The 24,169-nt window shown below is 33.4% G+C and carries 25 protein-coding genes and 1 pseudogene; 13 read left to right on the top strand and 13 right to left on the bottom strand.

All coding sequences use genetic code 11. The features are described 5' to 3' along the window. Window positions 1–3 precede the first annotated feature (3 nt). On the bottom strand, window positions 4–1,086 hold the full coding sequence (gene gcvT, locus BLV84_RS11535) for a glycine cleavage system aminomethyltransferase GcvT (protein WP_093245719.1): 1,083 nt from the start codon (window positions 1,084–1,086) through the stop codon (window positions 4–6). A 90-nt stretch (window positions 1,087–1,176) separates the two neighbouring features. Between gcvT and BLV84_RS11530 the strand changes: the two genes are divergently transcribed. After that, window positions 1,177–2,670: an NAD(P)H-hydrate dehydratase gene (locus BLV84_RS11530; RefSeq protein WP_143521361.1), complete on the top strand. Its 1,494-nt coding sequence runs from the start codon at window positions 1,177–1,179 to the stop codon at window positions 2,668–2,670. A 48-nt stretch (window positions 2,671–2,718) separates the two neighbouring features. Further along, complete coding sequence (hutH, locus tag BLV84_RS11525; protein ID WP_093245710.1) at window positions 2,719–4,221, top strand: histidine ammonia-lyase; 1,503 nt, start codon at window positions 2,719–2,721, stop codon at window positions 4,219–4,221. On the opposite strand, the gene BLV84_RS11520 is transcribed toward hutH, so the two are convergent. The 6 genes from BLV84_RS11520 to BLV84_RS11495 form a co-directional block, all read right to left on the bottom strand. Continuing rightward, window positions 4,214–5,095 carry an SDR family oxidoreductase gene (locus BLV84_RS11520; RefSeq protein ID WP_093245705.1) on the bottom strand — a complete coding sequence of 294 codons (882 nt, stop codon included), beginning with the start codon at window positions 5,093–5,095 and terminating at the stop codon, window positions 4,214–4,216. The two genes, hutH and BLV84_RS11520, sit on opposite strands and share 8 nt — an antisense overlap. A gap of 59 nt (window positions 5,096–5,154) precedes the next feature. Then, complete coding sequence (gene menA, locus BLV84_RS11515; protein WP_093245700.1) at window positions 5,155–6,063, bottom strand: 1,4-dihydroxy-2-naphthoate octaprenyltransferase; 909 nt, start codon at window positions 6,061–6,063, stop codon at window positions 5,155–5,157. Further along, window positions 6,063–7,400: an adenylosuccinate lyase gene (gene purB, locus BLV84_RS11510; protein WP_093245691.1), complete on the bottom strand. Its 1,338-nt coding sequence runs from the start codon at window positions 7,398–7,400 to the stop codon at window positions 6,063–6,065. Before purB ends, menA begins: the two co-directional genes overlap by 1 nt. Window positions 7,401–7,600: 200 nt before the next feature. Then, window positions 7,601–8,275 (bottom strand): SIR2 family NAD-dependent protein deacylase, encoded by a 675-nt coding sequence (locus BLV84_RS11505; RefSeq protein WP_093245686.1) that lies wholly within the window; start codon window positions 8,273–8,275, stop codon window positions 7,601–7,603. Between the two features lie 2 nt (window positions 8,276–8,277). Further along, window positions 8,278–9,042 (bottom strand): carboxypeptidase-like regulatory domain-containing protein, encoded by a 765-nt coding sequence (locus BLV84_RS11500; RefSeq protein ID WP_093245681.1) that lies wholly within the window; start codon window positions 9,040–9,042, stop codon window positions 8,278–8,280. Between the two features lie 69 nt (window positions 9,043–9,111). Then, entirely contained in the window at window positions 9,112–10,857 is a 1,746-nt protein-coding gene (locus tag BLV84_RS11495) for a DEAD/DEAH box helicase (protein ID WP_093245677.1), read from the bottom strand. 248 nt (window positions 10,858–11,105) lie between these two features. Here BLV84_RS11495 and BLV84_RS11490 point away from each other — a divergent pair, with 248 nt between their 5' ends. The 3 genes from BLV84_RS11490 to BLV84_RS11480 are packed head-to-tail and all read left to right on the top strand — an operon-like array spanning window position 11,106 to window position 13,078. Further along, on the top strand, window positions 11,106–11,600 hold the full coding sequence (locus BLV84_RS11490) for an RNA polymerase sigma factor (RefSeq protein WP_093245674.1): 495 nt from the start codon (window positions 11,106–11,108) through the stop codon (window positions 11,598–11,600). 6 nt (window positions 11,601–11,606) lie between these two features. Continuing rightward, window positions 11,607–12,209, top strand: coding sequence for a hypothetical protein (locus BLV84_RS11485; protein ID WP_093245670.1), 603 nt, complete (start codon window positions 11,607–11,609; stop codon window positions 12,207–12,209). Further along, the gene (locus tag BLV84_RS11480; RefSeq protein WP_093245666.1) at window positions 12,206–13,078 is read left to right on the top strand and encodes a TraB/GumN family protein; all 873 of its coding nucleotides are present in this window, start codon (window positions 12,206–12,208) and stop codon (window positions 13,076–13,078) included. Before BLV84_RS11485 ends, BLV84_RS11480 begins: the two co-directional genes overlap by 4 nt. Before the next feature lie 7 nt (window positions 13,079–13,085). Here BLV84_RS11480 and BLV84_RS11475 read toward each other — a convergent pair whose 3' ends face one another. Together BLV84_RS11475 and BLV84_RS11470 are read right to left on the bottom strand one after the other, a co-directional pair. Beyond that, window positions 13,086–13,898: a lysophospholipid acyltransferase family protein gene (locus BLV84_RS11475; protein WP_093245662.1), complete on the bottom strand. Its 813-nt coding sequence runs from the start codon at window positions 13,896–13,898 to the stop codon at window positions 13,086–13,088. Window positions 13,899–13,970: 72 nt separating this feature from the next. Then, complete coding sequence (locus BLV84_RS11470) at window positions 13,971–14,633, bottom strand: NUDIX hydrolase (RefSeq protein WP_093245658.1); 663 nt, start codon at window positions 14,631–14,633, stop codon at window positions 13,971–13,973. Between BLV84_RS11470 and BLV84_RS11465 the strand changes: the two genes are divergently transcribed. After that, window positions 14,621–15,331: a peptidylprolyl isomerase gene (locus BLV84_RS11465; RefSeq protein WP_093245653.1), complete on the top strand. Its 711-nt coding sequence runs from the start codon at window positions 14,621–14,623 to the stop codon at window positions 15,329–15,331. The genes BLV84_RS11470 and BLV84_RS11465 overlap by 13 nt on opposite strands. Before the next feature lie 3 nt (window positions 15,332–15,334). Here BLV84_RS11465 and BLV84_RS11460 read toward each other — a convergent pair whose 3' ends face one another. Then, a complete protein-coding gene (locus tag BLV84_RS11460) occupies window positions 15,335–15,970 on the bottom strand; it encodes a trimeric intracellular cation channel family protein (RefSeq protein WP_093245648.1) in 636 nt (211 codons plus the stop codon). After that, window positions 15,970–16,683: an RDD family protein gene (locus tag BLV84_RS11455; protein WP_093245644.1), complete on the bottom strand. Its 714-nt coding sequence runs from the start codon at window positions 16,681–16,683 to the stop codon at window positions 15,970–15,972. Before BLV84_RS11455 ends, BLV84_RS11460 begins: the two co-directional genes overlap by 1 nt. 37 nt (window positions 16,684–16,720) lie before the next feature. Between BLV84_RS11455 and BLV84_RS11450 the strand changes: the two genes are divergently transcribed. Genes BLV84_RS11450 through BLV84_RS11420 form a run of 7 tightly spaced genes read left to right on the top strand, consistent with a single transcriptional unit; the run spans window position 16,721 to window position 23,460 of the window. Then, entirely contained in the window at window positions 16,721–17,686 is a 966-nt protein-coding gene (locus tag BLV84_RS11450; protein ID WP_093245786.1) for a stage II sporulation protein M, read from the top strand. Continuing rightward, window positions 17,670–18,575 (top strand): hypothetical protein, encoded by a 906-nt coding sequence (locus BLV84_RS11445; RefSeq protein ID WP_093245639.1) that lies wholly within the window; start codon window positions 17,670–17,672, stop codon window positions 18,573–18,575. Before BLV84_RS11450 ends, BLV84_RS11445 begins: the two co-directional genes overlap by 17 nt. A gap of 37 nt (window positions 18,576–18,612) precedes the next feature. Further along, the gene (locus BLV84_RS11440; RefSeq protein ID WP_093245635.1) at window positions 18,613–19,329 is read left to right on the top strand and encodes a hypothetical protein; all 717 of its coding nucleotides are present in this window, start codon (window positions 18,613–18,615) and stop codon (window positions 19,327–19,329) included. Then, window positions 19,322–20,518: a DUF4350 domain-containing protein gene (locus BLV84_RS11435; protein ID WP_093245631.1), complete on the top strand. Its 1,197-nt coding sequence runs from the start codon at window positions 19,322–19,324 to the stop codon at window positions 20,516–20,518. Before BLV84_RS11440 ends, BLV84_RS11435 begins: the two co-directional genes overlap by 8 nt. 1 nt (window position 20,519) lies before the next feature. Further along, a complete protein-coding gene (locus BLV84_RS11430; protein WP_093245627.1) occupies window positions 20,520–21,566 on the top strand; it encodes an AAA family ATPase in 1,047 nt (348 codons plus the stop codon). Next, window positions 21,566–22,894: a DUF58 domain-containing protein gene (locus tag BLV84_RS11425; protein ID WP_093245624.1), complete on the top strand. Its 1,329-nt coding sequence runs from the start codon at window positions 21,566–21,568 to the stop codon at window positions 22,892–22,894. The genes BLV84_RS11430 and BLV84_RS11425 overlap by 1 nt, the downstream gene beginning before the upstream one ends. Beyond that, window positions 22,894–23,460, top strand: a complete 567-nt coding sequence (locus BLV84_RS11420) for a non-canonical purine NTP diphosphatase (RefSeq protein ID WP_093245620.1) — start codon at window positions 22,894–22,896, stop codon at window positions 23,458–23,460. The genes BLV84_RS11425 and BLV84_RS11420 overlap by 1 nt, the downstream gene beginning before the upstream one ends. An 83-nt stretch (window positions 23,461–23,543) precedes the next feature. On the opposite strand, the gene BLV84_RS11415 is transcribed toward BLV84_RS11420, so the two are convergent. Together BLV84_RS11415 and BLV84_RS11410 are read right to left on the bottom strand one after the other, a co-directional pair. Beyond that, the gene (locus BLV84_RS11415) at window positions 23,544–23,846 is read right to left on the bottom strand and encodes a HigA family addiction module antitoxin (protein WP_093245615.1); all 303 of its coding nucleotides are present in this window, start codon (window positions 23,844–23,846) and stop codon (window positions 23,544–23,546) included. 11 nt (window positions 23,847–23,857) lie between these two features. Then, a pseudogene (locus BLV84_RS11410) lies at window positions 23,858–24,049 on the bottom strand (type II toxin-antitoxin system RelE/ParE family toxin); the annotation flags it as partial. Between the last annotated feature and the right edge of the window lie 120 nt (window positions 24,050–24,169).

The raw sequence follows: 24,169 nt of genomic DNA, 5'->3' as shown, positions 1-24,169 counted from the left end.
AAACTATTTTTTGTAAAAAGGCGGTTTAACGATCTCTGCATCAACAGCTTTCTTACGAATTTGAATCTGAATCGGTGTTTCAAGTTTGCTGTAAGCGGTTTCAACATAACCTAAACCAATTGCTTTTTTAAGACTTGGTGACATTGTGCCTGAAGTGACATGACCGATTTTTTCTCCGTCAACATTTAAAATGTCATAACCTTGACGCGGAATTCCTTTTCCTTTCAATTCAAAAGCAATGAGTTTTCTTTTTGAGCCAACTTCTTTTTCAGCTTTTAAAGCTTCAGCATTGACAAAATCTTTAGTAAATTTTGTAATCCAACCTAATTTTGCTTCAATAGGAGATGTTGTTTCGTCAATATCATTTCCGTATAAACATAGACCCATTTCTAAACGCAGAGTATCACGTGCTGCTAAACCGATAGGTTTAATGCCAAAATCTTTACCAGCTTCAAAAACTTTATTCCAAATTTGCTCAGCATCTTCGTTTTTGAAATAAATTTCAAATCCGCCGCTACCTGTATATCCAGTACCTGAAATGATCACATCTTGTGCGCCAGCAAATTCTCCAACTTCAAAGTGATAAAATTTGATTGCTGATAAATCAATTTTTGCTAAAGACTGCATTGCTTCAACAGCTTTTGGGCCTTGAACAGCTAACAAACTATATTCGTCTGATCGGTTTATGACTTGTGCGTCAAAAGTATTGTGTTTTGTAATCCAAGCGAAATCTTTTTCGATGTTAGAAGCGTTAACCACCATCAAATATTTTTCTTCAGAAAAACGATAGATGATCAAATCGTCAACAATACCGCCAGTTTCATTTGGCATACAAGTATATTGTGCTTTTCCATCAACAAGTTTACTCGCATCGTTGGAGCAAACTTTTTGTAGTAAATCGAGAGCTTCTTTTCCTTCAATAAAAAATTCACCCATATGAGAAACATCAAAGACACCAACTTTCTCGCGTACAGTTTCGTGTTCTGCGTTAACACCTTCGTATGAGACAGGCATTTCGTAACCTGCAAATGGAACCATCTTAGCTCCTAATTCTTTATGAATATGATTTAATGCTGTTGTTTTCATTGTATTCGTTTTTTGCAAATTTAGCCTTTTAAGCCTAATAGCTCTAGGTTTTTTGCTAAATTGTATTTAAGAATTGAAGACTTTAAAACAATGAAAATATATTCGCCAGATCAACTTTCAGAATTAGACCAACTAACAATTAAGGAAAAACAAATTAGTTCACATCAACTCATGCAAACTGCTGCAGAAAAAGCGAGTGATCTGCTTTTAGAGCAGCTTGATGAAAATCAGAAAATCTATTTATTTTGTGGTATTGGTAATAATGCTGGTGATGGATTTGCAATGGCTAAAATATTTTTAGACCAAGGTTTTAATGTTGAAGTTTTTATATTAAAATATGCTGATAACTTGAGTCATGATGCTCAGTTGAATTATGATATCTTAGAAGATGAAATCACAATTCAAGAAGTTTCTGAAGCTAAAGAATTACCTGATTTTGAAAATAATCCTGTAGTGATTGATGCTATTTTCGGTGTCGGTTTAAATCGTGAACTGCCCAATTTTGTTCAAGAAGTTATTTCTTTTTTAAACAAAACAGAAGCATACAAAGTTGCGATTGATTGTCCTTCTGGGTTGTATGCGCATCAAGCTAATCAAAAAAAGGATGTTGTTTTTAATGCTGATTTGACACTCACATTTCACGCACCAAAACTAAGTTTTCTATTCTCTGACTTTGGAAATAAAGTTGGAGAAATGAAAATTTTAGACATCGGTTTGCTTCAAAAACATCATCTTAAATCTGAATATAATTATATTGATCAAAAATTTATTAAATCTATTTTTAAAAAACGTGAAACCTTTAGTCATAAAGGAACTTACGGACATTTAGTTTTAGTTGGCGGACAAAAAGGAATGTTTGGTAGTGTGATGCTTAGTGCTAAAGCTGCAATGCGTTCTGGTGTTGGAAAGTTGACAATTTTATGTCCACCAAAAGCTGTGGAAATGCTTAATATTACTTTACCAGAAGCGATGACAATTGAATCAGATCATGAAAATTTTATTGCTTATCAAGAATTTGATTTTTCGTATCAAACTATAGGTATCGGTATGGGAGTTGGCACTTCTGAAAATGCTTTTTCTGCTTTAAAAAATTATTTAGAGAAAACAGAAAAACCCATTTTGATCGATGCAGACGGATTGAATTTAATTTCTCAAAACAAAGATTTATTACAACTTTTACCAGCGAAATCAGTGTTAACACCACATATTGGCGAATTGAAAAGATTGATAGGCGAGTGGAGTAATAGCTTTGAAATGCTTGATAAAGCAAAATCATTTTCTAAAAAACATGATTGTATATTAGTTGTTAAAGAAGCTTTTACGAAAGTAATTTATCATGATAAAGTTTACATGAATTCTACTGGAAATGCAGGCCTAGCAACAGCTGGAAGCGGTGATGTTTTGGCAGGCATTATTTCAGGTCTGATAGCTCAAAGTTATACTTCGCTTCAGGCTAGTATTTTGGGCGTTTATTTACATGGCTTGTCAGCTGATTTGTACGTCGATAAATTTTCAGTAAATTCATTAATTGCATCTGATCTTATTGATTATTTAGGGAATACTTTTTATGAAACCGAAGGATAAACATTCTTAAAAAAATGCTTAATTTCGTGCAAATTTGAAAATTCTAACATGGCTATTCATCATATCAACGCGTCACATTTAAGTATTGATAAAATCGCATCAATCATATATTCTGAACAAAAATTAGCTCTAAGTGAAGAGTCTAAAGCAGCAATTCAGAAAGCAAGACATTATTTAGACAATAATGAGGCTGTTAAATCTGAAGCACTTTACGGTATCAATACAGGTTTTGGTTCGCTTTACAATATCCAGATTTCTTCTGAAAAATTATCAGAATTACAGCGCAATCTCGTTTTATCACACGCGTGCGGAACTGGAAATGAAATTGATGAAGTGATTGTTAAATTGATGTTGTTGCTCAAAATTCAATCTTTGAGTTACGGACATTCAGGCATCAGCCTTGAAGTTGTTGAGCGTTTGATTTACTTTTATAATCACGATATTCTTCCAGTTGTATTTTCTCAAGGATCGTTGGGTGCTTCTGGAGATTTAGCGCCTTTGGCACATTTATCATTACCTCTTTTAGGAGAAGGTGAAGTTAGAGTTAATGGTGAAATAAAAACTTCAACTGAGGTTTTAAAATCTCATGGTTTAAAAGCTTTAGAACTTCAATCTAAAGAAGGCTTGGCATTGCTTAATGGAACTCAGTTTATGAGTGCACATGCTGTTTATGCGTTAATTCAAGCTGAAAAACTAATTGATTTAGGCGATGTTATTTCTGCTGTTTCACAAGAAGGTTTTGATTGTAATTTATCTCCTTTTGATGCTTTGGTTCACCAAGTGAGACCACATAAAGGTCAGGTTGAAACAGCACGGCGTATTTTAAAATTAAGAGAAAAAAGTCCTTTGGCGAATGCACCAAAAAAACATGTGCAAGATCCATATTCATTTAGGTGTATTCCTCAAGTTCATGGCGCTTCAAAAGATACTTTTGATTTTGTAAAAAAAACGGTTGAAGTTGAAATTAACAGCGTCACAGATAACCCGAATATTTTTGTTGATGAAAATAAAATTATATCAGGAGGAAATTTCCACGGACAACCAATTGCTTTACCAATGGATTATCTGGCGATGGCTTTGGCTGAAATCGCTAATATTTCTGAAAGAAGAACCTATCAATTGGTGTCAGGTTTAAGAGAATTACCTGCGTTTTTAGTTGAAAAACCAGGTTTAAACAGTGGTTTCATGATTCCGCAATACACAGCGGCAAGTATTGTCAGTCAGAATAAACAATATTGTACGCCAGCGAGTATTGATTCGATTGTCTCTTCAAACGGGCAAGAAGATCATGTGAGTATGGGAGCAAATTCTGCGACTAAATTATTGAAAGTTGTTGAAAATGTTTATACAGTTTTAGGAATTGAGCTCTTTAATGCTTCACAAGCTTTGTACTTTAGAAAAGAAAAATCTTCTGACGCAATAGAAAAATTAATTCTAGATTTTCGAAAAGAAGTGCCAATTGTAAAAGATGACAAACTGATGGCAACTGAAATAAAAAAATCGGTTTATTTTTGTAAACAAACCGATTTAAAGAAAAGAAATCTTATTTAGATTTTTTGGCTTTTATCATTTCCTCGAGCATGTCCCACATTTCGGTTGGGATTTGTTCGAGTAAATTGAATTGTCCTGCGCCTTTTAGCCATTCGCCTCCATCGATTGTGATGACTTCACCATTAAGATAATGTGCAAAATCAGATACTAAATAAGCAGCTAAATTTGCTAATTCTTGATGATCACCAACGCGTTTTAGAGGAACTTTCTTAGCAAGATCAAATTTATCTTTCAACTCGCCTGGTAATAAGCGATCCCAAGCACCTTTTGTAGGAAAAGGACCTGGTGCAATGGCGTTAAATCTAATACCATATTTTGCCCATTCCACAGCAAGAGATCTTGTCATCGCTAATACGCCAGCTTTTGCTGTAGCGCTTGGCACAACATAAGCAGAACCTGTGTAAGCATAAGTTGTGACAATATTTAAAACAGTTTTATTTTCCTCTTTCTTCTCAATCCAATGTTTTCCTAATGCCAAGGTGCAGTTTTTTGAACCTTTTAAAACTATGTCGATAATTGTGTCAAAAGCGTTTGATGACAAACGTTCGGTTGGTGAAATAAAATTTCCTGCGGCATTATTGAGTAGGACATCAATAGAATCAACTCTTTGATGAGCCTCTTCTAGCATTTTTTCAACTTGATCATAATGTCTCACATCACATTGTAAAGGGATGCATGTGCCGTTAGTTTCTTTCTCTAGCTCTTTGGCTGTATTTTTAAGTTTATCAAGATTTCGGGAGGTGATAATCACTTTTGCACCGATTTCTAAAAAATATTTTGACATTGATTTACCAAGGCCTGAGCCACCACCAGTGACTAAAATTGTTTTACCTTTCAGGGCGTCATCACGTAACATTTTTGCTTTATAATCCATATAAAAAAATTGTTTTCCACAAGATACGACATCTCTAGGAATATATTTTTTTGGAAATCTTAAAAATTAAATATTTGTGTGATCAACATCAATATAGCAATGGCGAAAGTGCTTAAAGCAACTTTTTTGAGTTCTGGGTCTAAACTTTGTGGATGCGAATAATTCGCCACTTTTCTTAAGTGAATAAATAAAGGCACAAAACCAATAAAGCAAAGAAACTGAAGTTGATTTTCAAATTTATAGACTCCGTAAATCATCAAACTTAAAAAGGCGATGATAATCAGAGAGAAATGATAAATTTTGGCTTTAACTTTTCCGAGCATCACAACTAAAGTATTTTTATTAGCATTTCTGTCGCTATTTTCATCACGCATATTATTGAGGTTCAAGACAGCGCTACTCAATAAACCAATACTTGTCGCAGGAAGAATTAACCAAAAATCAATGGATTTTGTCATTAAGTAATTTGAGCCAATAACACTCACCAATCCAAAGAATATAAAAACAAATAAATCGCCTAAACCTCGATAACCGTAAGCTGAATTCCCAACAGTGTATTTAATAGCTGCCGCTATTGAAGCAACGCCAAGGAAGAAAAAGAAAACAGAACTTAAGAAGTCTTCTTTTCCAAAAGCAGAATAAATTAAAGCTAAAGCAGAAAGCAAGCATATAAATACCGTTACAATAATTCCTTTTTTAAGAACTTTATCAGTTAAAGCACCACTTTGTAAAGCACGTTGTGGACCTAAACGCTCATGATTATCTGTACCTTTCACACCGTCTCCGTAATCATTAGCAAAATTTGATAAAATTTGTAAAACTAAAGTGGTTAAAATGGCTAGCCAAAAGACTAAATTATTATAACTATTTTCAATGGCAGCCGTTGCTGCACCTACCAAAATTCCTGCAACGGAGAGCGGTAGGGTGCGAGGTCTTGCAGCTGATATCCATGCGCTTACTTTTGCCATTAAAGTCCAGTGTAATTTTGTGGCGTAATTTGTTTCAATTCATTTTTGATGTCATTAGAAACTTCTAATGTTTCAATAAAATCATGAATGCTTTTTTGTGTCATTGCTGTATTTGTACGAGTCAATCCTTTTAAAGCTTCATAAGGGTTTGGATAAGCTTCACGTCTTAAAATTGTTTGAATAGCTTCAGCTACAACTGCCCAATTTTGTTCTAAATCTTGATTGATTTTAGCCTCATTTAATAAGAGTTTATTCAAACCTTTTAAGCTTGATTTAAAACCGATAATGCTATGCGCCATCGGTACGCCAATATTTCTTAAGACAGTGCTATCAGTCAAATCACGCTGTAATCGGCTAATAGGTAACTTAGCTGATAAATGTTCATAAATAGCATTTGCGATACCGAGGTTTCCTTCTGAATTTTCAAAATCAATCGGATTAACTTTATGTGGCATTGCAGATGAACCGACTTCGCCTTTTTTGATTTTTTGTTTGAAATAATCCATGGAAATGTACGTCCACATATCTTTATTCAAATCAAGAATAATTGTATTGATGCGTTTTAAAGCATCAAAAACACCCGCAATATGATCGTAATGTTCTATTTGAGTTGTCGGGAATGAGTGTTTTATTCCTAAACTTTTTTCAACAAAGTTTTGACCAAAAGCTTGCCAGTCAATATCAGGATAAGCAACAACATGTGCGTTGAAATTTCCTGTTGCTCCACCAAATTTGGCAGCGATTGGAGTAGCTTCTAAAGTTTTAAGTTGCTCTTCTAAGCGTGTGATAAAAACTTGTATTTCTTTCCCTAATCGGGTAGGAGAGGCAGGCTGTCCATGCGTTCTGGCTAACATTGGAATTCCTTTCCAATCATCACTCAAGCTTTTTAATTTAGAAATAAGTTCTTCTAAATCTTTTAAATAAACTTCTGAAAGCGCTTCTTTTAAACTCAAAGGAACCGCTGTGTTGTTGATGTCTTGTGAGGTCAAGCCAAAATGAATAAACTCTTTGGAATCCTTCAGTCCGAGCTCATCCATTTTTTCTTTAATGAAATACTCAACAGCTTTAACATCGTGATTGGTGACAGCTTCAATTGATTTAATTTTTTTAGCATCTTCTAGTGTAAAATTTTGGTAGATGTTTCTTAAGTCATCATATAAATTTTTATCAAAATCTTTGAGCTGAGGAAGCGGAAGTTCGCAAAGAGAAATGAAGTATTCAATTTCAATACGCAAGCGATATTTGATTAAAGCACTTTCGCTAAAAAAGGGACTTAATGAATTTGTTTTTGAGGCGTAACGCCCATCAATAGGAGTAATGGCTTCTAAAGCTGTCATGTGTTGTGTGTTAAATAAGTGACAAAGATAACGTCTTTTTTAAGGCTTTTAAAATCAAATTTTTAGATGTAGAAATATTTCATTTTTACGACCTGAATTTGGATAGTATTTGCGTTAAAACTTCTTTGGACTTATTTAATACTAAAAAAGACTACTTTTTATGTATCGATGAAATTGAGTAGAAATGAAAATACCTTAGCTTATAACAAGCGATCAACTAATTCATGAACACCAAGACTTGCTTTTTTAGCAATAACTTCAATAGAATCGGATGATTTTATCGAAGGTTTTGGGTCGATGAAATAAACCGGACTCTCACCTTTCTTATAATCGATAAGACCTGCTGCTGGATACACTTGCATTGAAGTACCAATGATGATAATGATATCAGCCTTTGAAACAAGTTTAATTGCATTTTTCATTTCAGGTACTGCTTCTCCAAACCAAACAATATGTGGTCTGAGTTGAGAATTATTCTCACACAAATCACCTAAATTCAAATCCTTTTTTTGATTGTAGATTAAATGAGGATGCTTGACTGATCGAGATTTCATGAGTTCGCCATGAAGATGTAGAACTGATGAACTTCCAGCGCGTTCGTGCAAGTCATCAACGTTTTGAGTGATGATTTGGACATCATATTTTTCCTCAAGCCGAACTAAATCAAGGTGTGCAGCGTTTGGCTTGACTTCCAAAAGTTGACGTCTTCTTTGGTTATAAAAATCTAAAACTAATTCTGGGTTTCGTTCAAAAGCTTCGGGAGTTGCAACTTCAGTAATTTCGTGATTTTCCCATAAGCCGTCGTCGTCACGGAAAGTTTTAACGCCACTTTCTGCGCTCATTCCAGCTCCAGTAAGGACGCAAATCTTTTTCATAATTATCGATTTACAGCGCGATATTCTTCGTAGCAATTACTAATTGCATCTAAAAGTTGTAGATCATTTGCTGATCTTACAAAGGATTCAGAATAATCGCATTTTTTAAGGATGTCAACAATATCAATTTTGCTGATTTGAAGCACAGCAGATAAAGTCTCTCTGTCAAATTTATCTTGAAGCAATTGCCTGATGGCATCGTCTTCTTTCATTTTACGCAAACGTCGCATCTGCTTTGGTTTTTTACCAAATATTTGATACAATAAATCCGCGGGATTTAAAATTGCGCTAATTGTTTTAGATAAAGATGTACTTTGGTATTGACCGCCTTCGTAAGCGTAATCTGTTCCTGAAATACTGTAGCGATAGTTATCGTAAATAGGAATATTTTTGGCATCAATCTCAATAAAACCTGTGAGTTTGACATCGCTGAGTTTCACTTCTTCAAGGGCAATGGCAGATTCTGTCATTTTGATTTTGACATCGCCAAACTTCACCCAATCTTCAGTGACTCTAACTTGTATAGGTTTAAAACCTAGGTGGGAAAGATAAATTGTGTCATTGATATGTGCTTTGACATTGAATTTACCTTCTTGATCACTTACTGTTCCTCGAACAGTGTTGATATTAATGATATTCACATTTTTTAAAATGCGGTCATTTGCAGCATTCATAACACTTCCACGAATAGTTTTCAGTTCGGAATTTTCTTCCTGACTGAAAACTATCATGGTTGTGAAAAGAAATATAATTGTTAAATACTTCATCGCTCTAAATTTAATCAAATAGACTTGAGATAAAAATATTTGTCTCGGAGATTTGATTAAAAATTAACACTAACGATTACGGCGTCTTCTTTCAAAAGAACTTTTGACGTTTTTATTACCGCCTTTTGATTTTCCTTTGAAGCCACCAGATTTACCATCCCGTCTTCCGCCGCCGCCTTTACTTTTCTTGCGACCTCTTCCGCCACCGCCACCAGACTTATTGTCTTTAGTGATTTCAACATTAACGTGTCGATTGTTGAGTTTAAACTCTTCAAAAGTTGCTTTAACTTTTTCAACGTGATCGTTGTCAACATTAAAGAAAGAGAAAGTGTTTTTGACATCAACTTTAGCTACGCCATCACGACCTAACTCTAAAGTTTCCTTTAAGAAATCTTTAAGAGACATCCAGTTGAAACCATCTTTTTCTCCAATATTAATGAAGAAACGTGTTTCATCACCATAAGAATCACCACCACCTGATCTAGATTCAGAAGGTTGAGCCATTTTAGGTGCGTTCTTATAATAATTATGGAAACGTGTAAATTCAACTGAGAAGAATTTTTTGATGAGTTCCTCTTTAGAAACATCTACAAATTCTTCTTCAAGCTTACCGATGTATTGATCAATTTCATTGTTGATTGAAGTTTCTTTCATTTCCTTAGCAAGGTGGAAAAGTTGTACTTTACAAATTTCGTCACCTGAAGGTAATTTTTTCTCTTCAAACTTTTGGCCAATAATTCGCTCTACTTGTCTGATTTTTCGAATTTCACTTTTGGTAATAATTACCATTGAAGTCCCTTCTTTACCAGCACGACCTGTACGACCACTTCGGTGTGTATAGGTTTCAATTTCATCTGGTAATTGATAATTAATAACGTGCGTGATATCATCAACATCAATTCCTCGTGCAGCGACATCAGTTGCAACAAGCATTTGGATTTGTTTGTTTCTGAAACTTTTCATCACTAAATCACGCTGATTTTGACTTAAATCGCCGTGAATTGCTGACGCGCTATATCCATCTTCAATAAGTTGTTCGGCAACTTTTTGCGTATCGCGTTTTGTACGACAGAAAATAACAGAATAAATTTCTGGATTAGCATCGACTAATCTTTTCATGCCATTATAACGGTCACGACCAGCAACAACATAATATTCATGACTGACGTTTTTTGTAGAAACGTTTTTCTGACCAACTGTAATTTCCACAGGAGATTTCATGAATTTTTTCGCGATTTGCGAAACTTCTTTTGGCATTGTTGCACTGTAAAGCCATGTGCTTTTTGAGCTAGGTGAATGAGATAAAATTTCCTTTATATCTTCATAAAAACCCATATTTAGCATTTCATCTGCCTCATCAAGAACGCAAATATCAATTGCTGAAATATCAATAATTTGACGACGAATCATGTCTTTCATTCGTCCTGGTGTCGCAACAATAACCTGAGCACCACGCTTAATTTGCTTTGCTTGGTCTGTAATACTGGCACCACCATAAACCGCAACTGTGTTGAGGCCTTTGTAATATTTAGAGTAATTTTTTAATTCGTTGGTAATTTGTAAACATAACTCTCGGGTTGGTGATAAAATCAAACCCTGAGTTTTCTTCGAATTAAGGTCAATATTTTGAATTAAAGGAAAACCAAATGCGGCAGTTTTTCCAGTTCCAGTTTGGGCTAGCGCAACAATATCTGTTGGCTCTTCGAGTAGTATCGGGATCGTTTTATCCTGAACTTCACTCGGTGACTCAAACCCCATATCTTCAATTGCACGCAAGATTTCTTGGCTTAAGCCTAATGATTCAAATGTATTCATGTAGTAATTTAAAAATAGGTGCAAATGTACGATTTTAATTTTACACTCAATTTTTTTTCTTTATAAGATTGATAATTATAATGAATTGACTATTAGTTTATTATAATTTGATCTTTATGAAAGCTTTACTGAAATAGATAAGGTCTTTCATTTAAGATTAATAATTTTAAGGAGGCTTAATAAATTTTGATTTATTTGCTGTAACGATTTAATATTTATAACGACTGATTAATTAGATTGAAAATTCTGTGGAGGAAGCTTTAGAAAAAGAATTTATAGACAACCTTAATACGCATCAAAACATTGCGCATAAAATATGTCGTTTATATACAAATGATAAAAGCTCCCATAAAGACTTATTTCAAGAAATAACAATACAACTTTGGAAAGCTTATCCAAAATTTAGAGGAGATGCGAAGTTTAGCACATGGATGTACAGAGTAGCGCTTAACACTGCTATTACACTTTACAGAAAACAAAAAAGGCGTGTTAAAACTTCAGACATAGAAGCTTTTAACTTTAAAATAAAAGCTGAGTATTATGACGATACGATTGAGGAAAATCTCAAATTGATGTACGCGGCGATTAAAGAATTAAATGATATTGATAAAGCCTTGGTTTTTCTCTATTTAGAAGACAGAAATTATAAAGAAATTTCAGCTACATTAGGAATTTCAGAAGTAAATGCAAGAGTGAAAATGAACAGAGTGAAAACTAAACTTAAGAAAATATTGAATCCTTAGCAACTTATGGATGATTTAGAATTATTTAAAAAGCAATGGCAATCTCAAGACGATTTGCCTTCTTATAAAAAAGACGATTTGTATCAAATGATGCATGAAAAGTCATCTTCGATTGTGAAGTGGATTTTTATCATCAGCATTATTGAGTTCGCTTTTTGGATTGCTTTAGAGCTTTTAACGAGCTCTCAAGAAACCGATGAAATCATTAAAAAAATGAGTCTGAACGGATTTTACAGAGTTTCTTTAATTATCAATTACGTTGTCATTATTGGTTTTATCGTTTTGTTTTTTCTGAATTATAAAGCGATTAAAACGACAGATAGTACAAGAGGTTTAATGAAGAATATTTTGAAAACCAGGCGGACAGTAAAAGCTTATGTATGGTTCAATATTTTATTTTTTAGCTTGTCTTTTATCGTCAGTATTGTGATGACTATAAAGCATTACATAAATTTTGATACAATTCAATTCTGGATTAGCATCGGTATCAGCATCGCTGTTTTGCTTGTGATTGTCTTGCTGTTTTTACTTTTTTATAGAGTGGTTTACGGCGTGTTAACACGACGTTTAAAAAGAAATTATAATAACCTTAAACAAATAGAACTATGATTAAAAAACTAATTTTCGGACTCTGTTTTTTTATTTTCGCAAGTCTTCAAGTGCATGCGCAAAATATTGAAAATGCACTTTTATGGAAAGTGACAGGAAACGGAATTGAAAAGGCATCGTATTTATACGGAACGATTCATATCACTTGCGAAATCAAAACTTCAGATGTTGTTAAAAAAGCTTTTGAAAGTACGGAACAACTCGGATTGGAAATCGACATGTCTGATCCGTCATTGCAAATGCAAATGATGAACTCAATGTATATGAAGGATGACAAAGCTATTTCTGATTATACCTCAGAAGAAGAAATGCAAAAATTGCAAAATTTAATGGACGGAAAAGTGCCAGGAATGAATTTTGAAATGATGAAACGCATCAAGCCATTCTTTTTGAGCGCAATGGCAATGAGTTCTTTCGCAAATTGCGATGGAATGCCGTTAGCTTATGATACTTATTTTATGCAAAAAGCACTTCAGGCCAAAAAAGAAATTTTTGGTCTAGAAAAATTACAAGATCAATTTGATATGATTGATAAAGTGTCTTATGAACACCAAGTTCAAGATTTATTAAAAATGGCTGATCTTTCAGAAGAAGACAATATCAAAAAATATCAAGAATTGATTTCTCTTTACGAATCAAAAGATTTAAAAGGAATGATGGATTATATGGTTGAAGATGATTCTTCTGTCAATCTTTACCAAGAAGATTTTCTGGATAAACGTAACCAAAACTGGATCTCAATTATTGAAGAAAAAGCAAATAGTAAATCTACTTTTTTCGCTTTTGGAGCTGCGCATTTAGCTGGTGAAAATGGTGTAGTTAATTTATTAAGAAAACAAGGTTATAAAGTTGAACCTATGGATCAATAATTGAGAATCAATGATTTTTAGCGCTGTAACGTCTTTGTTCGTTAAGTTCTTCTTCAGCTTTTAATTCTTTTTCAGGAATCACTTTAATGAAAGAAGGATGTTGTTCAATGGCGTACTCAATACGTTCAACAATCTGATCGATGCTTTCATTTTTATAATCGATATCAAGCGGATCTTTAATAATCATCGATTGTAAAATATTACGTTTTTTAATTCTGATGCCTTTTCGGTCAAAAGAACGTCTAAAACCATCAATCACAACAGGAACAACGATCGGCTCGTATTTTTTAATAATATGGGCCGTTCCTTTTCTGATTGGTTTCCAAGGTCGTGTTGTGCCTTGAGGAAAGGTAATCACCCAGCCATCGTCAAGTGCCTTACCGATGTTAGAAATATCACTAAATTTTACTTTTCTGTTGACAGATTTACCATCTGCACGCCATGTTCTATCAATGCTGACGGAACCTGCATAAGCTAATATTTTTGGTAGAAATCCGCCTTTCATAGTTTCCTTAGCCGCGACGTAATAGATGTTAAGTTTAGGATTCCAGAGGTAAGCAACATTCTTGATATTGTCATCTCGTCCGCTTAAACTCGCGTTAAAAACATGATACATGGCAACTACATCAGCAAAATAAGTCTGATGGTTAGAGATGAACAAAACATTTTTATCAGGTAAGTCTCGAATGATTTGCGAACCTTCAATTTTTAGCTCATTAAATCCACGGTAGCGCTTGTGCGTCGCTGTTCCCATGATTCTGATCAGCCACTTCTTTAAAAATAAATAATGTCCAAATGGATTTTTTTTAAATAATCCCATGTATATGTATAACAAATTTGACCTGCAAATATAAGCGCATTTCTAATGATGTAGAGAAAAGAGTACTTTTTTTCAGGAAACTTTTAAATTTACTTGTGAGATATTTTTGAAAATATCTCTGATTTCAGAGAGCATCATTGCCGTTGCGCCCCAGACAATTTTTTTATTGAGTTTAAAAGCTTTAACTTCTGTATTTTTAGAATATGAAGCAGAAATTATCGTTTTGATGATGTTTTTATCATTTAAACAATCTTCTAAACAGGCGCTGAAAATGTCTTCAACTTCAGTTTCTTGTTTGATGAATTTCGGTGTGTAATCTATAAAACCTATAAAAGGATGAACGATGAAGTTTGATGGCGGGATGTACATTTTCGTAAGTTCACGCACAACTTGAATGTCATTTTTATCAATGCCAATTTCTTCCTCGGTTTCCCTTTTCGCAGTAAACTCAAAGTTGATATCCTCTTCTTCATAACGACCACCAGGGAATCCGATTTGGTTAGAATGAACGCCTTTGTATGATTTACGAAGGATGAAAACCAACTGCATGGTTTCATTTTCATCTGGAAAAAAAAGAGCTAAAACAGCGGATTTCTTTGCTTTTAATTTTGAAAAATTAATTTTTTGTAGGTCTTCTTTTCTGTGAAATGGTGCTAATTTATATTGAGCTTCAATTCCTGGAAGTTCAATTTTTTGTAATTTGGGCACCAAATTGATGAATGATGAAATATGCATTAATATTTGTTTCTATCTTGTTTTTAAGTTGTCAGCAAGATACAAATAAAGACAGCAAAAATGAATCTGAGAAAGAGACAATCGAAAAAAAAGAACCTGAAGTTGTTATCCCTTCAGCGGGCGATAAGGAACTTGACTTAACGAATGTTGATAAGGTTAATCAAGAGGAATTGATGCCTTTTTTAGAAAAGTATTTTAAGGAAAATAAAGAAAGACGTTTTGTGATTAAAACAGATTTTGGAAATATAAAAATTGAGCTTTATGATGACACGCCTTGGCATACAGCAAACTTTTTGCGTTTAACGAAATTAGGCTATTTCAATACAACATTCTTTCACCGTGTCGCTGATGATTTTGTAATTCAGAGCGGAAATTCTGATAAGGTGATTACGCATAGATTTAGATCAAAAGTTGGAAAATACTTGATTCCTAATGAAGCAAAAGCACAACATAAGCACAAATACGGCGTTGTTTCTGCTGCTAAATATTCTGAGCAAAATGTAAGTAATGCATCTTCACCTTTTGAGTTTTTTATTGTCGTTTCAGAAAGAGGCGCGCATCATTTAGATAAAGACCATACCGTTTTCGGTCGTGTGATTGAAGGAATGGATGTCGCTGAAAAAATTTCAGAAGTTGAGGTTGATGAATCTGAATGGCCGCTGAGCAATGTGGGAATTAAGGTTGAAGTTTTGGATTAAATCTTACCAATAATCCTCTATATTTTCTTCTTTTTTGTAAATTGAAGGTAGTGAGATTTTAAACACAACTGCCGCTAATCTGATCAAGATGACAGTCATTCCTGCTAAAAAGAAAATTAATCCGTTAGGGAAATTGAGTTTTAAGAAAATGAAATAACTAACACCTCCCAAAATACAAGCTGTTGCGTAAACTTCATTTTTGAAAATACTTGGTATTTCATTACAAAGCGTATCACGAATAACACCACCAAAACACGCGCTTATTGTTCCAATAGCAATACATATTTCTGGTGAAAAACCATATTTTAAACCTTTTTCAATACCAATAACTGTATATAAACCTATTCCGATTGAGTCGAAAAGCGAAAGTGATTTTCTCAGAAAAGCTAATTTTTTTCTAAAAATGACAGCTAAAATAGTTGTGGCAATAATAACGTAAACATAAATCATTTGTGTCATCCAGATCACTGGTGCGCCAATCAAAATATCACGAATTGTACCGCCACCAATGGAAGTGACAAAGGCGATTATTAAAATGCCAAAAGCATCCATTCTTTTTCTTAAAGCTGCCAAAACACCTGAAATCGAGAAGGCGATAACACCAATAATGTCCAGAATAAGCGTGTAATCTAATTCCATTAGCCTTGCGTATAGAAGTTATAATCTTGAAGAACCTGCTTTAAAAAGAACAAAGGTTTTTCGTTGGCTTTGATGTTCATTTGCTTTTCTACTTTTTGGGCCAAAATTATAATTAAATCTTGTTTTCCTTCAATTTTTGCCGATTTATAAATTTCATTTATGCGTCTGATATCATCATCGCTCAATAAACTCACCTGTGGATACTTTGGTGTGTAATCTTCAGGTAAATCTGTTGCAATGGTTTTTGAGAAATTTGATTTTCGTTTTTCAGTAATGACACTTGTTTTGGCAGCAAGATCACCAAGGCGTTGACCTTTGCCGTTAATCAGAATTGTCACAATTGCGATACTACCAGATGTCATAGAAATTTCTATCACACGCAATAACCAACGGATGAGATATGATGAAAACTTCGGCTTTGTACCATCAATTGAAACTACTCGAATATTCATCAACCTTTTACCAATGGTTTGACCATTCATGAAAACTTCAAATAGTAAAAAATATAAAAGAAAAGGAAGACCAATGAGAAGCCTTGTCGCCCAACTTTCAAAGGGTGTGATGTCCATGGCGGCTAAAATTGCTACTGTGATAATGGTGTACATGATCAATACTGCGTAATCAATTAGGTAAGCTAACATTCTGCTTAAAACTGAAGCTGGTGTTTGAAGAATTTGCACATTTTGTGCGGTTTCTATTTGATATATATTCATGAATTGTTTTTCTTTGGATAAATTATTTCAACATCTCATGCGCGAGGCTGCTTTTATAAAACAAAATAAGGACAATTGGTTAAAATTTGAAAGTCTTCTTAAGAATTATTCTCAAATTGATCCAGAAGTTTTATCAAATCTATACATTCAAATCACAGATGACCTCAGTTATGCGCAAACTTTTTACCCAAAAAGCGAAACACATATTTACTTAAATGAATTGTCAGTTTCGGCACATCAAAAAATTTACAAAAACAAAAGAGAGTCACGTTACACGTTTATCAATTTTTATAGGCGTGATTTTCCGTTGATGTTTTATAAATATCAAAAACATTTACTGTTTTCTTTTTCAATATTTCTTCTTTTTGCTTTAGTCGGTGCATTTTCAGCAGCGAGTGATGGTGATTTTGTAAGGCTCATTTTGGGTGATGCTTACGTTAACAACACTATTGCAAATATAGGAAGTGGCGATCCGATGGCAGTTTATAAAGAAGCTAACCAGACGGATATGTTTCTTGGAATCACAATTAATAATATTCGCGTTTCATTAACCGCTTTCAGCTTAGGTTTATTGTTTGGTTTAGGAACACTTTATATCGCAATGCAAAACGCTATTATGTTGGGTTCTTTTCAGTATTTCTTTTATGATCAAGGTTTGCTTTGGGAATCAGCGCGTACGATTTGGATACACGGAACAATTGAGATTTCTGTGATTATTATTGCGATTTGTGCAGGATTTGTCATGGGACAAAGCCTTCTGATGCCAGGCACTTACAAAAGACTTGATTCATTTATTAGAGGCGCAAAAGATGGATTGAAAATTGTGATCAGCAGCATTCCATTTTTTGTGATTGCAGGTTTTCTTGAAGGTTATGTCACGCGACACACTGAAATGCCTGATTGGCTTGCGATTCTCATTATCGCTTCTTCATTATTGTTGATCATTTATTATTACGTTATCTTGCCACACCAATTAAATAAAAAGTATGCAAAAGCAGATTAAATTTAGAAAAAAGCGCGATTTAGGCGCAATCATTACAGATACTTTTAGCTTTTATAGAAATCACGCTAAATCTTTTTTTACAGTTTTTTTCAAACATGTCGGCCCTTTAATCTTATTGACAACAATTGTTGGCTCTTACATTCAAAAATCAACAGGTAATCTTTTAACTTTATCAGGTGAAGATGCACAAAGTGGCGTGAGTACAGATTTTTTCTCGTCTGCTTTTGGACAAAGCTTTCTGACCACTTCACTAGTTTCTGTTTTACTGGTTATTTTGTCAATTGCAACTTACACAGCTTTAATTTCTTGCGTGCTTTATTGCATCAAATCTGTTTTAGATGATGGTGAAATTATTGAAAGTCATGTTGTCAAAAATATGCGTTCAAAGTTTTTCCCAATTTTAGGAGCTGTACTTGTTGTTTCAATAGTTTCCGCAATAGGAACACTTTTCTTTATCATTCCTGGGATTTATTTATTTGTGACTTTATCATTGATTTTTTCAATTATGGTTTTCAATCATGAGCCTTTAACAGATGCTTTTAGCTCATGTTTTACTTTGATTAAACAAAATTGGTGGATGACATTTTTAACTTTAATTGTCATCGGACTTCTAGTTTCTTTTATCAGTAGTATTTTTCAAGTTCCGATGATTATCTTGGGCTTAATTGAAGGCTTTACTGCAGCATCTCAATCAGGTGATATTAGTATGAATTACATGGGAAGTTGGTGGTATATTATTTTCTATGCAATATCGACAATTGCGAGTTATGTTTTAATGACAATTTCCGTAATTAGCTCCGCATATATTTATTTTAATTTAGATGAATTTCATAACAGCACAGGTCAGCGTGAAGAGATAGAAAGAATTGGTGGAGAAGAAATTTCATAACATATATTTATATATTTTTAAATTAAGCTTCATCATCATGTTGCTAGGTTTTGTGTTGCCAAGTTTTGCACAAAATGAGCTTCAATACGATGATGAAACTTACCAACAAAAAGATTTTTTTGAATCAGATTTTAAAGAAGAATATCTTAATGATTCTGATTTTGATTACACGGAATATATTGAAGAACCTAGCTTATGGCAACGATTTAAAAATTGGGCGACTCTTAAATGGAATGAGTTTTTAAATTGGCTTTTTGCTGATGTTGATGGCTCAAACTTTTGGAGTGTTTTGGGTTTTATCCTCAAATGGGGCTCAATTGCCGGATTAATTTTCTTAATTATCTATTTATTTGCGAAATACAACCCAGGTCAATCTTTTTTAAAAAATTCAAATTCTTCAGAATTGAATTGGACAGAAGAGGAAGAAATTATCAATCAAAAAGACATCCCGAAACTTATTGAAAAAGCAATTGCTGACGCTGAATACAGGTTAGCAACACGCTATTATTTTTTATTGATTTTAAAGAAATTACGCGATAAAGAACTCATCGATTATGAGTATCAAAAAACAAATGAAGCTTACCAAAAAGAATTGTCAAAAACAGTTTTAGATGATCTTTTTTCGGAGGTAACACGCTATTATGATTATATCTGGTATGGTGATTTTGCTGTTGATGATTCATTATTTGTAATTGTAAAAAAAGATTTTGAAGACTTATTAAGTCAAATTCCTAAAACCAAGAAAAATGAATAGATCTTTTAAAATCATGATTGGTTTGTTTGTGTTTTTGGTGCTTTTTATATTTCTATTAGAAGCAACGGCTAAGGAACCTTTGGATTGGACGCCAAGCTATCATCGCGAAGCAAAAATTCCTTTAGGAACAAAAGTGTTTTTTGATCAATTACAAGAAAGTGACCTCGATTTTCAAATGAATAATCGACCACCTTTTGAGTTGATTTCTGAAAAAAATGATTCTCTCAAAACACTTTTATTAATCAATAGTTACATAGCAATCAACGGTGCCGAAACTGATTCTTTATTGCAATGGGTTGAAAGAGGAAATGATGTTTTTATGGCGACATCAACCGCGCCAGCAATTATGGACACCTTAAATATGTTGGTTTCAGGATTAACTTTAAATAATAGAATTAGCTACAAACCTTTGTTGAGTTTATCTAATGAAAACTTTGAGATTGGTGCTGATAAACTTTATGATAGAGATCAAAATTACTTTGCTTACTTCAAAGAAATTGACACAATCAAAACGACTATTTTAGGAGAATTTAGAGCAGATTCTGATAGTATTGTTAACAATAGAATGCATGTCAACTTCATCAAAGTTCCTTTTGGGAAAGGTCAATTTTATTTACATACAATGCCAGAAGTATTCTCAAATCATTTTTTACTAACAGATGATAATTATCGCTATACTTCAGCGGTGATGCAGTTTGTTGACACTTCAAAACCTATTGTTTGGGATGCTTATTATAAAAACGGACGAGAAACTATTGATAGTTTATTGCATTATTTATTGAACAATAAATATCTCAGAATCACTTATTATCTTTTGATTATAAGTTTGATTATTTTTATTTTCTTTGAAGGCAAACGCAAGCAGAAAGCGATTAAAATCGTGAAGCCATTGCAAAATAAATCATACGAATATGTCAAAACAATTGCTGACATGTATGTGAATAAAAGCAATCATAAAAAAATTGCAATGCTGAAAATTGATTTGTTTTTTGCAAAAATCAGACAAAAATATCATTTGCAAACACAAGATATAGACAAAACTTTTATTAAAAATTTAGCTCTAAAATCTGAACAATCAGAGGAGCACATCATAAACACATTCAAATATATCGAGCGAATTAATCAGTTGAAGACAGTCTCAAAAAAAGATTTAATTTTACTCGAAGAATATCTAAATCCTTATCAATAATATGGAAGAATTTAATTCAGAAGAACAGAAAAATACAGAGCAAAATATTGAAAGCATTGAGCAAACGACAGAACATTCTTCAGAGTTTGATGCTCGCATTCCTTTAGAAAACTTAAAAGAAGCTGTTTCGCAACTTAAAAGTCAAATTCAGCAAGTGATTATCGGTCAAGATAAATTCATCGATTTATTAATTGTGAGTCTGCTGGCAGATGGCCACGTTTTGATTGAGGGTGTGCCAGGAATTGCAAAAACGATTACGTCAAAACTATTTGCAAAAACGATAGATACCTCATTTAATCGTATTCAGTTTACGCCAGATTTGATGCCGAGTGATGTTTTAGGAACATCGATTTACAGCAAAGAAAAATCAGAATTTGAGTTTAAAAAAGGACCGATTTTTTCAAATATTGTTTTGATTGATGAAATTAACCGAGCTCCTGCAAAAACACAGTCAGCTTTGTTTGAGGTCATGGAAGAACAACAAATCACGATGGATGGCACAACTTACAAAATGCCGCCGCCATTTATGGTTGTCGCTACTCAAAACCCGATTGAGCAGGAGGGAACCTACGCTTTGCCAGAAGCGCAACTCGATAGATTTTTATTTAAAATAAAACTCACTTATCCAAGCTTAGAAGAAGAAAAAGAAGTGATCAAAACGCATCACGAACGTAAAAATAAAGATGCAATTTCCTTGATTCAATCGGTCTTAAACGCTGATGATTTATTGAAATATCGCAACTTATTAAAAGATGTGATTGTTGAGGATAAGCTTTTTGATTACATCGCTGAAATTGTGCATCAAACGCGTCAACATCCACATCTCATTTTAGGTGCTTCGCCGAGAGCTTCAATCGCAATATTAAATACTTCTAAAGTTTTTGCTGCAATACAAGGCCGAGATTTTGTGACGCCAGATGATATTAAAAAATCTTTAGAACCTGTTTTAAATCATCGTATAGTGCTCACACCGGAAAAGGAAATGGAAGGCATGAACACTGAAGATGTGGTTGATATGATTGTGAAATCTGTAGAAATCCCGAGATAGTGCTCAAATTTATTAAATCACTTTTTTTTAGTCAGCGATTTTTTATCAGCTTATTCAGCATTGCTGCTGTTTTTTTGTTGTCCGCTTGGCTACATTTTTTGTATTTGCCAGCTTGGCTTCTGTTGATATTTCTTGTTTTTCTAGTGTTAACAGAAACACTGACATTATATAAAAATAAAGCTTTTAAAGCAAAACGTGTTTTAACTGATAAATTTTCAAACAGCGATGAAAACCCTGTTTTGGTTCAAGTTGAAAACGCCTACAACTTCTCAATAGATGTTGAAGTGATTGATGAAATTCCGATTCAATTTCAGAAAAGAGATTTCTATAAAAGAATAAAATTACAGACAAAAGAAAAGTCAGAATTCACCTATTTACTCACACCTAAAGAACGTGGGACTTACGTTTTTGGTGCGATCAACTGCTTTGTGTCATCTCCCATTAGATTGATAAAAAGGCGATACAGATTTGATGCAGATGCTGAGGTGAAAGTTTATCCATCTTACATTCAAATGCAAGCTTTGGCATTTTTGGCGCTTGATAGGCAGTCAGATTTTGGAGCTAAAAAAATCAGACGAATTGGTCACACCCTAGAGTTTGAGCAAATCAAGGAATATGTGCCAGGTGATGATGTTAGGACGATTAATTGGAAAACGACAGCTAAATACGACCAATTGATGGTAAATCAATATCAGGATGAAAAATCTCAGCCAATTTACAATATCATCGATCGTGGACGATTGATGAAAATGCCTTTTGAAAGCCTGTCGTTATTAGATTATGCGATTAATTCAACTTTAGCTTTTAGTAATATTGCTTTAAAAAAGAATGATAAAATAGGCTTGATGACCTTTGCTGAAGACTGTCGTGATTTTATTAAAGCAACTGATAAAAAAACTCAGCTTAATCGCGTTTTAGAAAAGCTTTATAATATTGAGTCAAATTATTTAGTTTCAGATTTTCAGCGATTATATGCGCAAGTCAAACGCTCAATCACGCAGCGTTCCATGCTTTTAGTTTATACAAACTTTGAACATCAAGTGAGTTTAGAGCGACAATTACCTTACCTGAGAGCTTTATCTCGAAAGCATTTAGTTGTGGTTGTTTTGTTCGAAAACACTGAAATTGATGAGATGATTCATGCTAAAGCGGAAGATATTACAAGTGTTTATGAAAAAACTGTCGCCGAAAAATTTTCTTATGAAAAAAGGCTAATGGTGAAGTCATTAAACGCAAATGGTATTCAATCAATTTTGACAAAACCTCAAGATTTGTCAGTCAATACCATTAATAAATATTTAGAAATTAAAGCCAAAGGATTGATATAATGAAACTCATTTTTGCAACACACAATGCCAATAAACTCAAGGAAGTTAGTGAAATGATGCCAGAGCAATATGAGCTGGTTTCACTCACTGATTTAGGTTATCACGATGATATTGAAGAAACTTCTGACACGATTGAAGGTAACGCACAAATTAAAGCTGAAACTATTGCAAAACATTTTGGAATGCCTTGTTTTGCTGATGATACAGGTCTTGAAGTTGATGCGCTGAATGGAGAGCCAGGTGTAAGATCAGCACGTTATGCGAGCGAAGAGAAAAGTGATGAAGCAAACAGACAAAAATTACTCAAAGAATTAAACTCGAAAAATAATAGAAAAGCTCATTTTAAAACCGTGATTTGTTTTGTGAATAATGGTGAAATAACAAATTTCAAAGGAATTTGTAAGGGTGAAATTTTAGAGCAGGAGAGAGGAGAAGGCGGCTTTGGTTATGATGCTTTATTTCAGCCAGATAATTATGAGCAAAGTTTTGCAGAAATGTCATCTGAATTGAAAAATACAATCAGCCATAGAGCTTTGGCTTTTCAAAAATTTATTAAAAGTCTTTAATGAAAAAAGAGTAAATAAAAACGTCAAGAATTAAATTTAAAATTCTTGACGTTTTTAAGTTTGGTATAGATATTTCATTAGTCTCAAGCGACACTTTGACTCTTATGTTTCTTTATTTTATCTAAAGCTTCTTTTTTGGATTGACATTCTTCTTCAATATCAAAATCATTTTGAAGTCCAAGCCAAAACTTAGCCGAGTTTCCAAAATATTTACTTAATCTTAGAGCCGTATCAGCAGTTATCCTTCTTCTTCCCTTTATAATTTCAGAAACTCTAGTTTGTGGTATATTCAAATCTTTTGAAAGTCTGTAAGCTGAAATTTCTAAAGGTTTAAGAAAATCAAGATCTAATATTTCTCCAGGATGTATGTTTTCTAATTTTTCCATTTTTATTGTTTTTAATGATAGTCTATAATTTCAACATTCTCTGCGTCCTCATTAATCCATTGAAAAATTATTCGCCATTGTTTATTTATCCTAATACTATAAAAATCCTTTAGTTTACCAGTGAGTTTTTCAAGTCGGTTTGAAGGTGGGATTTTTAAATCCATAATATTTTGAGAACTATTTAAAATTCTAAGTTTTTGTCTAGTCCTGAAATATGGCTACAGGTTAAAATTTATTTTAGGCTGATAATTTATACACCATACTTGGAGTTTTAAAATCTAAAGATAAGTGTAATCTTATTTCGTTGTATAGATTAATTGCAT

The organism is Psychroflexus halocasei (assembly GCF_900107595.1).
Lineage (GTDB): Bacteria > Bacteroidota > Bacteroidia > Flavobacteriales > Flavobacteriaceae > Psychroflexus > Psychroflexus halocasei.
The sequence above is the reverse complement of the archived record's forward strand: the minus strand, read 5'-3'. Positions and strand labels throughout refer to the sequence as shown.

What these genes read in the sequence shown, in the direction of transcription:
- gcvT (WP_093245719.1), bottom strand. Translation starts at nt 1,086, where the DNA reads ATGAAAACAACAGCATTAAATCATATTCATAAAGAATTAGGAGCTAAG.
- BLV84_RS11530 (WP_143521361.1), top strand. Translation starts at nt 1,177, where the DNA reads ATGAAAATATATTCGCCAGATCAACTTTCAGAATTAGACCAACTAACA.
- hutH (WP_093245710.1), top strand. Translation starts at nt 2,719, where the DNA reads ATGGCTATTCATCATATCAACGCGTCACATTTAAGTATTGATAAAATC.
- BLV84_RS11520 (WP_093245705.1), bottom strand. Translation starts at nt 5,095, where the DNA reads ATGGATTATAAAGCAAAAATGTTACGTGATGACGCCCTGAAAGGTAAA.
- menA (WP_093245700.1), bottom strand. Translation starts at nt 6,063, where the DNA reads ATGGCAAAAGTAAGCGCATGGATATCAGCTGCAAGACCTCGCACCCTA.
- purB (WP_093245691.1), bottom strand. Translation starts at nt 7,400, where the DNA reads ATGACAGCTTTAGAAGCCATTACTCCTATTGATGGGCGTTACGCCTCA.
- BLV84_RS11505 (WP_093245686.1), bottom strand. Translation starts at nt 8,275, where the DNA reads ATGAAAAAGATTTGCGTCCTTACTGGAGCTGGAATGAGCGCAGAAAGT.
- BLV84_RS11500 (WP_093245681.1), bottom strand. Translation starts at nt 9,042, where the DNA reads ATGAAGTATTTAACAATTATATTTCTTTTCACAACCATGATAGTTTTC.
- BLV84_RS11495 (WP_093245677.1), bottom strand. Translation starts at nt 10,857, where the DNA reads ATGAATACATTTGAATCATTAGGCTTAAGCCAAGAAATCTTGCGTGCA.
- BLV84_RS11485 (WP_093245670.1), top strand. Translation starts at nt 11,607, where the DNA reads ATGGATGATTTAGAATTATTTAAAAAGCAATGGCAATCTCAAGACGAT.
- BLV84_RS11480 (WP_093245666.1), top strand. Translation starts at nt 12,206, where the DNA reads ATGATTAAAAAACTAATTTTCGGACTCTGTTTTTTTATTTTCGCAAGT.
- BLV84_RS11475 (WP_093245662.1), bottom strand. Translation starts at nt 13,898, where the DNA reads ATGGGATTATTTAAAAAAAATCCATTTGGACATTATTTATTTTTAAAG.
- BLV84_RS11465 (WP_093245653.1), top strand. Translation starts at nt 14,621, where the DNA reads ATGAAATATGCATTAATATTTGTTTCTATCTTGTTTTTAAGTTGTCAG.
- BLV84_RS11470 (WP_093245658.1), bottom strand. Translation starts at nt 14,633, where the DNA reads ATGCATATTTCATCATTCATCAATTTGGTGCCCAAATTACAAAAAATT.
- BLV84_RS11460 (WP_093245648.1), bottom strand. Translation starts at nt 15,970, where the DNA reads ATGGAATTAGATTACACGCTTATTCTGGACATTATTGGTGTTATCGCC.
- BLV84_RS11455 (WP_093245644.1), bottom strand. Translation starts at nt 16,683, where the DNA reads ATGAATATATATCAAATAGAAACCGCACAAAATGTGCAAATTCTTCAA.
- BLV84_RS11450 (WP_093245786.1), top strand. Translation starts at nt 16,721, where the DNA reads ATGCGCGAGGCTGCTTTTATAAAACAAAATAAGGACAATTGGTTAAAA.
- BLV84_RS11445 (WP_093245639.1), top strand. Translation starts at nt 17,670, where the DNA reads ATGCAAAAGCAGATTAAATTTAGAAAAAAGCGCGATTTAGGCGCAATC.
- BLV84_RS11440 (WP_093245635.1), top strand. Translation starts at nt 18,613, where the DNA reads ATGTTGCTAGGTTTTGTGTTGCCAAGTTTTGCACAAAATGAGCTTCAA.
- BLV84_RS11435 (WP_093245631.1), top strand. Translation starts at nt 19,322, where the DNA reads ATGAATAGATCTTTTAAAATCATGATTGGTTTGTTTGTGTTTTTGGTG.
- BLV84_RS11430 (WP_093245627.1), top strand. Translation starts at nt 20,520, where the DNA reads ATGGAAGAATTTAATTCAGAAGAACAGAAAAATACAGAGCAAAATATT.
- BLV84_RS11420 (WP_093245620.1), top strand. Translation starts at nt 22,894, where the DNA reads ATGAAACTCATTTTTGCAACACACAATGCCAATAAACTCAAGGAAGTT.
- BLV84_RS11415 (WP_093245615.1), bottom strand. Translation starts at nt 23,846, where the DNA reads ATGGAAAAATTAGAAAACATACATCCTGGAGAAATATTAGATCTTGAT.